Source organism: Ferribacterium limneticum (genome assembly GCF_020510565.1).
GTDB lineage: Bacteria > Pseudomonadota > Gammaproteobacteria > Burkholderiales > Rhodocyclaceae > Azonexus > Azonexus limneticus_B.
The window spans coordinates 1,909,305-1,921,446 of the sequence record NZ_CP075189.1 but is presented as its reverse complement, the minus strand read 5'-3'; the positions used below and the strand labels follow the sequence as shown (position 1 = coordinate 1,921,446).

Here is a 12,142-nt window from a genome sequence, read left to right as displayed (position 1 = left end):
ATTTTCCGCTTCGTCAACATAAAACGAACGTTTGAATTATAGAACAGGGACTTCCACGGTCAACCGGTTTTTTAGCCCAAAATTCAAAAAAAACCCCGGGCGGGCCGGGGATTTTTAAAGTAGTCAAAAGCAGGGCTCAGAAGTTGTAGTTCAGTTGCATGCCAAGGCTGTCGACGCTGGTCTTGAAATCGCCGCGAATAACCTGGCGAGGGGCACCTGCCGGGAACTCGACCACGCGCGCGGTATCGGCGTTGGCGAAGAAAATATGGGTATAACCCATGTCGATCGATGCCGCCTTGGAAAGCTGGTAACGCGCACCGATTGAGAGCCAGGTGCGATCCGAATCCGGCAGCGTCATGGTGCGATCAGCAGCCGATTTGACCGGCGACTTGTCGTAGGCGACCCCGAACTTCAGTTTCCAGGTTTCATTCAACTGATAATTACCGCCCAGACCAATGCGCCATGTGTCCTGGAAGTTATAGCTCAAAGCACTCAAATTTCCCCCGGTGACCTTGTTCTTTATTTGAATGCTGTTGATGACGCTCCAATTGGTCCAGGTGAAATCCGCCAGCACTTCAAGACGATCACCCACTTTCTGCGACAAGGCCAGCGATGCATTGGCCGGCGTCTTCAGGACAGCTTCAATTTCGACATTGGCCAGTAGCGGACTACCAAAACCGGTCACGGTGGTTCTTTGATCTCCCTGCAGGTTGAACTCGAGCTCGGAGCGATAGCTCAGGCCGATACGGGTCGTCGGTGTAACCTGGAGCATCAGGCCAAGGTTGTAACCAAAGGCCCAGTCATCGCCTTCGAGGTCAAGTTGATTGTTACCAGCAATCGCAGGCCCAGAAGCAAAAGCCAAGCCCTGCTTGAAGTGCGTTGCGTTGTACGCAACATTGACACCGCCACCCAGCGAAATCATGTCGTTGACCTTGTAGGCGACCGACGGGTTGAAATTGATCTGCTCGATGTTGGCGTAAAAGCCGGCATTGCGACCGATGAAGCTGAAATCGTATTCGGAGACATTTCCAAAGGTTGGCGAAATACCCATGCCGAGCCAGAGTTTGTCGCTCACCGAATAAGCCCAGTAGCCGAACGGGATCAACGACGTTCCCCCGGCATCGCCACCATCCGTTGTCCCGAGCGGAAAAGTTGTTGAGTCGACCGTAGTCGAGCCATTATTCGAAAACTTGATTGAACGATGCAGGATCGTTCCGCCCATGGCGATATTGTGCCCTTTCGGCAGATAGGTCATACCGGCCGGGTTCCACATTACGGTGCCAGCATCTTCCGCCGCTGCCGCAGCACCGGCAAACGCATTACCGTTCCCGGAACCCGTCTGGTTTTGCAACTGGAAACCAGCCGCTGCGGCGCTGCCGGAAAAGGCGATGGCGATGAGCGCCGGGATGAGGCGCAGATTGGTTTTGTTCATTGATTTGTCTCCTGTTTTGTTATGTTGGGAGGAATTCTCCCGTCACTGCCACTACGATTAAATATCAAACATGCGAGTGAAACATTGTTTGAATTGCACTATTTCAAACGTTCGTTGGAAATAAACAACACTGCTATGTCATCCCTTGCCGGAAGTGCATGGGCCCGCCGGTAAAAGGTGCGAAGCCGGTGCCAAATATTACGCCTGCATCTGCCAGTTCAGCATCGGCAACGACACCGTCGGCAACCAGTTTTTCGACGCGGTCGATGAGCGGCGATGCCAGCCGCTCGGCCAGGCCACCCGGTACGTTGCCCGCCACAGCCTTGGCGGCGCGGCCGGACGACCAGTCGTAGAAGCCCTGCCCGCTCTTCTTGCCAAGCTGGCCTTTTTCGACGCGCTCGATCAGGCAGCGCGGCGCGTCGGCACCACCGGCCAGTTGCTTGCCGGCGGCCATGGCGATGTCGAGGCCGACGGTGTCGACCAGTTCGATCGGCCCCATCGGCATGCCGAAAGCGAGCATCGCTTCGTCGACCGTTTCCGGCGCAATGCCCTCGTCTACCGCCCGCATCGCGGCCAGCATGTAGGGCGCGAGTACGGCGTTGACCAGGAAGCCGGGTTCGCTCCTGACCGGCAGCGGCAGCTTGTCGATCTGCTTCACGAAGGCGCAGGCGGCCTGCACGGCGGCCTGATCGGCGCCCTCGGCGGCTACGACTTCGACCAGCGGCATCATCGCCACCGGGTTGAAGAAATGGATGCCGACCAGACGCTGCGGTTGTTGCAGAACCGTGCGCAGGTCTTCGAGCCTGAGGCTGGAGGTGTTGGTGGCGAGCACGGCGCCCGGTTTCATTCTCGGTTCGAGCGCCTTGAACAACGCGTGTTTGGCCTCGACGTTCTCGAAGATGGCTTCGATGACGACATCGGCGTGGGCGACGCCATCGCCATTTGGGTCGGGGATCAGGCGGTCGAAGGCATCGCGAATCTTGAGCGACTCGCGCAGGCGCTTGGTGAACAGGGCGTGGGCGCGCTTGAGGGCCGGGGAAATGCGTTCCAGCGTCTGGTCCTGCAGCGTGACCGTCATGCCGCGCAGGGCGCACCAGGCGGCAATGTCGCCCCCCATGACACCGGCGCCGATGACGTGGACGCGAGTGGCCTTGAAGTCAGACGACTTGCCGAAGCCCTTGAGCCGTTCCTGCAGGTGATAGACACGAACCAGATTACGCGCCGTCGGCGAGGTGATGATGCGGTCGATGACCTCCGGCGCGGCCAGCGCGTTACCGTCGTGCTTGGCCCACAGGTCGATGATGGCGTAGGGCGCCGGATAGTGTTCCGGGCGCGCCTTTCTGGCCACCTGCTTGCGGGCGCCGTTGGCCACGACGCTTTTCAGCGGGCCGTTTAGCAGACGCTGCATGAAGGGTAACGGCCGGCGTGGTTGGCCCAAGAGCAGCAGTTGGCGGGCGGCCATTTCCATGACGCGCGGCGGCACGCAATCGTCGGCCAGGCCCATCTTTTTGGCTCGCTTGGCGTCGATGGTCTTGCCGGTCAGCATCATGTCGAGTGCCGCTGCCGGGCCGACGCGTTTCGGTAGCCGCAGCATGCCGCCCCAGCCGGGGAAGATGCCGAGCATGACTTCGGGCAGGCCCATTTTCGTACCGGTCTCATCGACTGCCAACAGGTAGCGGCAGGCCAGCGCCAGTTCGAGACCGCCGCCCAGGCAGTGGCCACGGACCAGCGCCAGCGTTGGGTATGGCACGGCGGCCAGCCGGTTGAACAGATTCCAGCCGCGCGTCACGAGCGCCCTGCCCTTCTCAGCGGAATCGAGTTGCGAGAATTCCTCGATGTCGGCGCCGGCGATGAAGCCCGCTTCCTTGCCGGAACGGACGATCAGGCCCTTGGGCGGCTGCTTGTCGAGCTGGTCGAGAATTTCGCCGAACTCGGCCATGGCTTCGGCTGACAGCGAATTCGCGGATTCGTGAGCTTTGTCGAAGACGGCGACGAAGATGCCATTTTCTTCCTTGATCAGTTGCCAGTGCTTCATGCGTTTTCCTTCTGCTGGCCGATTGCTACGGTCAACCGGAAAAAATGCCCAAAATTGAAATCGGTTTTCATAGCGCCTCCACGAGCATGGCGCCGCCAAGACCGCCACCAATGCAGATGGTCGCAATGCCGCGTTTCGCCTTGTTCCGGCGCAATACGTTGAGCAAATGCAACACGATGCGCGCCCCCGAGGCGCCGACCGGGTGGCCGATGGCGATGGCGCCGCCGTCGACGTTGAGCTTTTCCTCGTCCAGGCTGCCGAAGGCACCGGGCAGGTCGAGCTGCTCGCGGCAGTATTCGTCGGATTTCCACGCTGCCTGGCAGCCGAGCACCTGTGCAGCGAAGGCTTCGTTGAGTTCCCAGTAATCGACGTCGTTGAGGCCGAGGCCATGGCGTTGCAGGATGGGGGTTGCAGCATGCACCGGGCCGAGGCCCATCTGCGCCGGGTCGAGGCCGGCCCATTCGCTGTCGACAATCTTGCCGATCGGCTTGAGGCCCCATTTCTGCACCGCCTCTTCCGAAGCGAGGATCACCCAGGCGGCGCCGTCGGTGATCTGCGAGCTGTTGGCGGCCGTAATGTTGCCGTATTTTTTGTCGAAGAAAGGCTTGAGCTTGGCCATGCCGGCCATGCTGGCGTCGGCGCGCACGCCGTCGTCTTCGGCGAAAACCTTGCCCTGCGCATCGACGACCGGGACGATCTCACTGTAGTAGCCGGCAGCCCGCGCTGACATCGCCTTCAAATGGCTTTTGACGGCGAACTCGTCCATCTGCTGGCGGTTGATGCCGAATTTCCAGGCCAGGTTCTCGGCCGTCTGGCCCATGAGCAGGCCGACAACCGGGTCGGTCAGGCCCTTCATCAAACCGATGACCGGCTTGAGCAAATCAGCCAATGGCAATTTCAAAAAATGGCCAAATTTCTCGTTCACCGTGCGCATGGCCATCATGCCGGCGAACCAGCGCACCATCGCGTCGGAGTACAGCAGCGGCGCCCGCGACAGCGCATCGACGCCGCCGGCCAGCACGAGTTCGGAACGCCCGCACTGGATGTTGGCGATGGCCGAGTCGATGGCCTGCATGCCCGAGGCGCAGTTGCGCATCACCGTCCAGCCCGGCACCTTGTTGCCGCAGCCGAGACGCAGGGCGACCATGCGGCCAATGTTGGTTTCGTCCGGCGACGGTGCGGCGCAGCCGAGGATCACTTCGTCGAGATCGCTCGGTTCGAACGGCTGGCGCAGCAGCAAGGCCCGGCCAGCCTGGGTGGCGAGATCGGAGGCGGCAAAGACGCCGGGCCCTTTCTGGGCTTTGAGGAACGGCGAACGGGCGCCGTCGACGATGTAGATGGTTTTCATTGGAAGATCCACGGCAACCCCTCCCAACCTCCCCTTTTCAGGGGAGGGGTGCTCCGTCCGGAGCCAAGCGCTCCCCCCTGAGAAGGGGGGCTGGGGGGGTTCAGGTTTCTACGAAATACAAGCATCACGCCGCCATCCGGCATTCGGCCGGCTTGTTGGCCGTGGCGACGCCGTAGTCGAACGGGAAATCATCGACATGAACCACGATGTCGCGCAGGTGATTGCGCTGCTTCATGATTTCGTAATCGGCGGCGGAAATCACGCCGGCCTCGAAAGCGGCGATGGCGATGTCGCGCACATTGGCCAGCGGATTGTTGTCGAAACGGCCGGCCTTTTCGGCTTCGCGAATCCTTGCCTCGATCGGCTCGGCGAGCAGCGTCGCCTTCAAGGCCAGCTCGATGGCGCCGACCGGCTCGCTCTCGACCAGCGGCAGATAGCATTCGGCGGTCAGCCGGTCGCGGGTGGCCGACGGGGCGATCAAGGCCTTGGCGACTTGGTGGCCAACCTCGTCGGATGGCACGACATACGGATGTCCCCACGGGAAGATCGAGCGGTGCAGGAAGGCGGCGATGAAGCGCGCCGGGAAGTTGGCGATGACGCCGTCGAACGCCTGCTGCGCCTTGTACATGGCGTCCCAGATCGCCCAGTGGGCGAGCGGCGCGTCCGCAGCCTGCCGGCCTTCTTCCTCGTAACGCTTGAGGGTGCAGGAGATCAGGTACATCTGGGCCAGGATGTCGCCAAGACGGGCTGAGAGCTTTTCACGACGCTTGACGCTACCGCCGAGGACGAGCAGCGAGATGTCGGCCATGAAGGCGAAGGCTGCCGAGAAGCGCGTCAGTTGCTGGTAGTAACGCTTCATTTCCGGTGCCGTGTCGACGTTGACCGCCGCGAAGTGCGAGCCAGTCATACCCAGCCAAAGGGCGCGGAAACCGTTCTTGATGGTGAAACCGATATGCCCGAACAGCGCCTTGTCGAAATCGACCAGCCCCTGTTTCTGGTCCGGGTTCTGCGCCGCCTGCATTTCCGGCAGCAAATAAGGATGGCAGCGAATGGCGCCCTGGCCGAAGATGATCAGCGAGCGCGTCAAAATGTTGGCGCCTTCGACCGTGATGCCGATCGGCACCTGCTGGTAGGCACGGCCCATGAAATTCGACGGGCCAAGGCAGATGCCCTTGCCGCCGATGACATCCATGCCGTCATTGACTACTTGGCGGGCGCGTTCGGTGACATGGTATTTGGCAATGGCCGAAACGACCGACGGCTTCTCGCCGAGATCGACAGCGCCGGCCGTCATCTTGCGAACGGCGTCCATCATGTAGGTGTAGGCCCCGATGCGGGTCAGCGCTTCCTCGACGCCCTCGAACTTGCCGACGGCCATCTTGAATTGCGAACGGACGCGGGCGTAGCCACCGACGGCGCGGGCCGTCATCTGGGCCATGCCGGTATTGGAAGACGGCAGCGAAATCGACCGGCCGGCGGCCAGACATTCCATCAACATCCGCCAGCCATAGCCAGCCTTTTCCGGGCCGCCGATGATGAAGTCGAGCGGCATGAACACGTCCTTGCCGCGCGTCGGGCCATTCATGAACATGGCGTTGAGCGGGAAGTGACGGCGGCCGGTATCGACACCCGGATGGTCATAGGGAACCAGCGCGCAGGTGATGCCGATGTGCTTCTTGTCGCCGAGCAAACCGTCCGGGTCGTACAAATGGAAAGCCAGGCCGAAGACCGTGCACACCGGGGCCAGCGTGATGTAACGCTTGTCCCAACTGACGCGCATGCCGAGCACTTCCTTGCCTTGGTACATGCCCTTGCAGACGACGCCGCTGTCAGGAATCGACGCTGCGTCGGAACCGGCCCACGGGCTGGTCAGCGCGAAGGCCGGCACCTCGATACCCTTGGCCAGACGCGGCAGGTAGTGGTTCTTCTGTGCATCGGTGCCGTAGTGCAGCAGCAACTCTGCCGGGCCGAGCGAGTTGGGCACCATGACCGAGACCGACAGAGCGCTGGAACGTGTCGACAGCTTGGTCACCACCTGCGAATGGGCGTAGGCCGAAAACTCCAGCCCGCCATACTTCTTCGGAATGATCATGCCGAGGAAGCCCTTGTCCTTGATGTAGCGCCAGGCTTCGGTTGGCAAGTCGTAGAGTTCGTGCGTCACTTGCCAGTCATCGACCAGGCGGCAGGCTTCCTCACACTCGTTGTCGAGAAAGGACTGCTCGGCCGGCGTCAATTTCGGCTGCGGGTAGGCGTGCAGTTTCTGCCAGTCCGGCTGGCCGCGGAACAACTCGCCCTCCCACCAGACACTGCCGGCTTCGAGTGCGTCGCGCTCGGTATCCGACATCTGCGGCAGCACCTTGCGGTAGGTGGAAAAAATGGGCCGGGTGATGACGCTTCGGCGCAAGGGCCGAATCAGGATCAACCCGGCCAAAGCCACCAGGGCGACTGACCCGAGCAGAGGGATGAGGTTGTTGAACATGCTGTTGTCTCCTTTTATGTCTTTTTGATTTTGGTGTTTATTTCCGGTTGACCGTGGCAACCTAGAATTGAGGCAATGGGGCGCGCAAGCCGCCGAGCAGGAAGGACATCAGGCGTGGCACCAGACGATCCAGCCGATCTGTCGAGTCCTCGTCCTCGATCTGCCAGTCGGTAACCAGACGCAAGGCATCGGTACCGGCGATGGCGTAGGACGTCGCGCCGAGCATGAAGTGAAAACGCCAGACGATCTCGGCTTTGGGCACTTCGGGCAGCGCCCTGAACAGCGCCTCCTTGTAGCGGTCCATCACCGCCTGGTACTCGTGCGCCAAGAAGGCACGGATGAATTCGGATGGCTCGGTCAGTGTCCGGCCAAGCAGGCGCAGGAAAGTCATCCCGCCACGATTCTCGTCCCCCGCCATGCGCAAAAGGGTTCCGAAGAATGCATCGACAATCGCTGACGGCTTGACTGGCTGGCCAGCCGCTTCAACTTCCAGAGCGTCCAGGACGCGCATGCGTTCTTCGTTGAGCCAGTCAAGGCGACGCCGGAAAACCTCCTGCATCAACGACTCCTTCGAGCCGAAGTGATAATTGACTGCGGCCAGATTGACGCCAGCCTCGCCGGTAATCTGGCGCATCGACGTGCCCTCGTAGCCATGCGCCATGAACAGACGCTCGCCAGCGTCGAGGATGCGTTCGCGAGTATCGACAGTACGGGTTTCCATGGGGAGTCTCCTTGTTATTATGATTCATACGTTCGTTTTAATCATAATAACAAGGTTCGGCCAATGCAAGTCTTTTCTGACTTTCAGGAATTGTGCTGGCGAATGAAGGCAATCGCCTCGGCAGCAGGCACCGGGCGACTGAACAGATAACCCTGCACCAGATCGCAGCCACGGCTGCGCAGGTAGTCGAGCTGCTCGACAGTTTCGACGCCCTCCGCCACTACTTTCAAGCCGAGGTTGTGGGCCAGCCCGATGGTGGCATCGCAGATCACCGAACCATCGGTGTCCTCACCGATTTCCTCGACGAAGGAACGATCCAGCTTGAGGTGCTTGAGCGGGAACATGCGCAGGTAACCGAGCGACGAATAGCCCGTTCCGAAATCGTCGATGGCGACAACGATACCCATGCCGTGCAGGATATCGAGGATACGCACGGTCTCGAGCGGCTGCTCCATCGCCACCGACTCGGTGATTTCAAAAATGAGGTCGGCTGGATTGAGGTCGTAGGCCTCGATGATGCCGCGAGCCAGCACTGGCAGATTGCCATTGCGCATCTGGATGGCGGATATGTTGATACCCATCTTGATGCCGGAAAGTCCCGCCGCATGGAACTCGGCCAATTGTCGGCAGGCAGCCCACAAGACCCATTCGCCGAGCGGCTGGATCAGCCCGGTTTCCTCGGCGATGCCGATGAAACTGCCGGGCGCCAGCAGCCCTCTCTCCGGATGCTGCCAGCGCACCAGCGCCTCGACGGCCGCCACCTTGCCGCTGGCCATGTCGATGATTGGTTGGAAGTGCAGGCGAAACTCGTCGCGGGAAAGGGCATGACGCAGGCTGTGCTCGGTTTTCAGCCGGTCGAGCGCCACATCGTTCATCTTGGCATCGAAAAACTGGAAGTTGTTCCGACCGGCCGCCTTGGCGTGATACATGGCGGCATCGGCGTTTTTCATCAATGTTTCACCGTCGAGCCCATCGGTCGGAAAAATGGCAATGCCGATACTGGGTGAGGTATAGAGATCGTAGCCGCCGATCTGGTAGGAATGGCCGACGCTGAACACCAGTTTTTCGGCGATCAGGGCTATCGAGCTCGTGTGGTCGACACCGGAAAGCATGATGACGAACTCGTCGCCACCGAGCCGCGCCACCACGTCGCTGTCGCGCACGCTTTCACGCAGGCGCCTGGCGACCTCGATGAGCAGTTCATCACCCATGTGATGTCCGAGCGTATCGTTGATTACCTTGAAGCGATCGAGGTCGATGAACATCACGGCGACCCGCGAACCATCGCGCCGCGCCGTGGCCAGCGCCTGATCCATCCGCCCCTTGAGGCTCAGGCGGTTTAGCAGGCCGGTCAGGACGTCATGGTGGGCAATATGATGCAGGCGCTCTTCGGTCGCGCGCTCGGTCGACACATCGGTAAAGTGGGCAATGTGGTAGAGAATTTTCCCCTCTTCATCGCGAATAACCGATATTGAAATCCACTTCGGGTAGATGCCCCCATCCTTGCGCCGATCCCAGATTTCGCCTTGCCAGAAACCCCGTTCTGTTATGTCCTCCCACATCTTGGCGTATTCCTCGGGCGTCGTCCGCCCGGCTGAAAGAAAGCGCGGGTTGCGCCCCGCCGCTTCCTCTGCGGAATAACCCGTCAGGCGCGTAAACGCCGGGTTCACCGTAATGATGTTGTTGTGCACATCGGTAATCAGGATGGCCTCGCCACTATGCTGGACGGCACTGGCCAGCAACTGCATCTGCGCCTCGGTCTCGTGCTGGATGCTGACATCCTGCGAAGTGCCAATCAGCCGCAAGGGCTCGCCATCCTTGCCACGCTCGGTTTCCCAGCATTCCAGCACGTGCTTGATCCGGCCATCGGGCATTTCCAGCCGATGCTTCAGGCTGTCCGGCTCGCCCTGGGCCACCGACTCCTTGAGTGTCTTGTCGACGATGGCGCGATCTTCAGGATGAATGCGCACGAGAAAATCGTCGTACGGCGCCCCGCCCTCGACCCTGGGGATTTCAAAAATCCGGTAAAGCTCGTCCGAGCACCGGACCTGCATCGTCGCCAGATCGATCTCCCAGCTGCCAAGCTGGGCGATACGCTGGGCAGCATTGAGCCGTTCGCCGTTGCGCCGCAAATCGACTGCCGTCGCCAGCTCGCGCTGCCGGGCGCGGAACAATTCGTAGAGGACGAACAGCAGACAAGCCAGCAGCGCGGCGCCAAAAACGGCCACGATGAATGTCCGCTGTCGCCATGAGGCCATCACATCCGCTTCCGACAGGCCGGCCAGCACGTAGAAGGGATAGTGTTTGAGCATGCAGTACCCGTAAACGCGCTTCACACCATCGGACTGCACGGAAAACTCGAGAACGCCCTGACGTTTGCCTTGCGCGATCCATTGATGAAGCGGATGGGATGGATCGAGCGGCCGGTTTATTTCGTCCGGCACCGGCGGGTGGTGAAGCACCAGGGCATGGTTGTCGCTGCGCCGGATCGCCACGGCGCCGGAAACACCGAGACGGGAGGCATTGAACAGCCGTTCGAAATGGTCGATCTCGATGGCCGCGCTGACCATGCCGAGAAAGCGGCCATCGACGGTGCGAATCGCCCGGGCGACGGCAATCGCGTCCCGGCCGGTAATGCGTGACTTGATGACCTCGGAAAAAACGATCGCCCCATCCTTCCCGTCCCGCGACCGCTCGAAATAGGAACGATCGCGCAGATTCACGTACTCGCCACCGCCCGAGAGATAGAGCACGTCGCCGTCAGCGGAGACGATGCGTAAGCCGGCTATTTCGGGAAATGCACGTTGCAGGCGCTCAAGCTTTTTTTCGATTTCAGGACGAAAACGGGTAGCTGCATCGGCATCCAGCGAGTCTTTCGGAACATGCTCGGCCAGTTCGTTCAGCGTCATGTCGATGCGCCGCAAGGTGGCATCGAAGCGGGCATCGAGCAATTCGGACTGGCTGCTGGCCATTGACCGGGCCTCTGTCCAGACCTCCTGGTAGGCCGACCACAAAACGTAGGCAAGCAGGACGAAACCGCAGAGCGCCAAGGATATCAGGGCGATCCACAGGTGATTCCCGTTGCGGGCATTCTGTCCTGGCATTGTCTCCATGTCTCGCCGCCGCTCAGCCAAACTCGCGATAAGCCATTCTGCTCATACGGTATTGGAATTGCAATGCTGCGCTGGTAGCGGGCGCGGACAGGGCTGCCGGTATTGCAAAAAGCGGCAGACGACATCCTGATCGCTGTTGCGCTCGCGGAAAACCCTGTGCGATTCTTTCTCAATCGGCCATGCGTCGAGCGGAATCCCGCTCGGAAACTGGGCATCGCCGGTAAATGCCCGCTCGATTCGGGTCAGGTAGAAACGGTGACAGTAAGGCCAGGCCGCGGCATAGACCGAGGCGCCACCAATGACGAATACCGGCTTGCCGGTGGCCAGCGCCAGGCGCAGGCCCTCTTCCACCGACGCCACGCGCGTGCAGCCCGGGCGCAAGGCCAGATCGGGCTGAAGGCTGACGATGAAGGAATCGACCGGCACGACATCCATCGACTCGTAGGTCAGACGGCCGATGACAAGTGCCGCACCGGCCACCGTCTGCTCGAAATAGGCCAGCTCCTCCGGAATATCCCAGGGCAGCCAGCCATCGAGACCGATCATGCCGTTGCTGGCGACAGCCCCGATGGCCGAAATCACCGCTTGCTCTTGGCCCACTGCTCGCGCGTCAGGGAAAGTGAAATGGCCGGTGTTCCCTGGCCGTTATAGACATGCGGCTTGTGCATCGAGACATGCGCCGAACTGACGATGGCCATGCCGAAAATGGCGTCCATGACCTCGAGAATGCTCGACTCGAGACATTCACAGTGCGCGTTGCCCTCCAGCTTGCGGATGGCGAGGAAGATCACTTCGTAATCGACCACCTGGCGAATGTCGTGCGGATCGGCCACGGCATCCATCGGCGCCCAGGCATCGGCATGAACAATGACCGCCTGCGGCCCGTGTTTTTCCAACGGATTGCAGCCGGTACGCAGCTGAATGGTCGCATCGACGGAGGCGCACCAATGATTTTCGAGCACGAATCAGATTCCTTTATGTCATTCAATATGGGTAAGGCCGAACGATACCAAA

The 12,142-nt window shown here is 60.6% G+C and carries 8 protein-coding genes; all 8 read right to left on the bottom strand.

Annotated features, from left to right (window positions below; genetic code table 11):
* Positions 1-136: 136 nt before the first annotated feature.
* Positions 137-1,351 carry an OmpP1/FadL family transporter gene (locus tag KI610_RS09285; RefSeq protein ID WP_404827492.1) on the bottom strand — a complete coding sequence of 405 codons (1,215 nt, stop codon included), beginning with the start codon at positions 1,349-1,351 and terminating at the stop codon, positions 137-139.
* A 214-nt stretch (positions 1,352-1,565) separates the two neighbouring features.
* Positions 1,566-3,467 carry a 3-hydroxyacyl-CoA dehydrogenase NAD-binding domain-containing protein gene (locus KI610_RS09280; RefSeq protein WP_226498360.1) on the bottom strand — a complete coding sequence of 634 codons (1,902 nt, stop codon included), beginning with the start codon at positions 3,465-3,467 and terminating at the stop codon, positions 1,566-1,568.
* A gap of 67 nt (positions 3,468-3,534) precedes the next feature.
* Positions 3,535-4,815, bottom strand: coding sequence for an acetyl-CoA C-acetyltransferase (locus KI610_RS09275; RefSeq protein ID WP_226498359.1), 1,281 nt, complete (start codon positions 4,813-4,815; stop codon positions 3,535-3,537).
* Between the two features lie 124 nt (positions 4,816-4,939).
* Complete coding sequence (locus KI610_RS09270; RefSeq protein ID WP_226498358.1) at positions 4,940-7,294, bottom strand: acyl-CoA dehydrogenase; 2,355 nt, start codon at positions 7,292-7,294, stop codon at positions 4,940-4,942.
* 61 nt (positions 7,295-7,355) lie between these two features.
* Positions 7,356-8,015: a TetR/AcrR family transcriptional regulator gene (locus KI610_RS09265; RefSeq protein ID WP_226498357.1), complete on the bottom strand. Its 660-nt coding sequence runs from the start codon at positions 8,013-8,015 to the stop codon at positions 7,356-7,358.
* An 83-nt stretch (positions 8,016-8,098) separates the two neighbouring features.
* Positions 8,099-11,119, bottom strand: a complete 3,021-nt coding sequence (locus tag KI610_RS09260; protein WP_226498356.1) for a bifunctional diguanylate cyclase/phosphodiesterase — start codon at positions 11,117-11,119, stop codon at positions 8,099-8,101.
* 51 nt (positions 11,120-11,170) lie between these two features.
* Positions 11,171-11,710 carry a dihydrofolate reductase gene (locus KI610_RS09255; protein ID WP_226498355.1) on the bottom strand — a complete coding sequence of 180 codons (540 nt, stop codon included), beginning with the start codon at positions 11,708-11,710 and terminating at the stop codon, positions 11,171-11,173.
* On the bottom strand, positions 11,707-12,090 hold the full coding sequence (locus tag KI610_RS09250) for a dihydroneopterin aldolase (RefSeq protein WP_226498354.1): 384 nt from the start codon (positions 12,088-12,090) through the stop codon (positions 11,707-11,709). The genes KI610_RS09255 and KI610_RS09250 overlap by 4 nt, the downstream gene beginning before the upstream one ends.
* Positions 12,091-12,142: the final 52 nt, after the last annotated feature.

Coding starts and splice junctions, on each gene's coding strand:
- KI610_RS09275 (WP_226498359.1), bottom strand. CDS start 4,815: ATGAAAACCATCTACATCGTCGACGGCGCCCGTTCGCCGTTCCTCAAA.
- KI610_RS09265 (WP_226498357.1), bottom strand. CDS start 8,015: ATGGAAACCCGTACTGTCGATACTCGCGAACGCATCCTCGACGCTGGC.
- KI610_RS09270 (WP_226498358.1), bottom strand. CDS start 7,294: ATGTTCAACAACCTCATCCCTCTGCTCGGGTCAGTCGCCCTGGTGGCT.
- KI610_RS09260 (WP_226498356.1), bottom strand. CDS start 11,119: ATGCCAGGACAGAATGCCCGCAACGGGAATCACCTGTGGATCGCCCTG.
- KI610_RS09280 (WP_226498360.1), bottom strand. CDS start 3,467: ATGAAGCACTGGCAACTGATCAAGGAAGAAAATGGCATCTTCGTCGCC.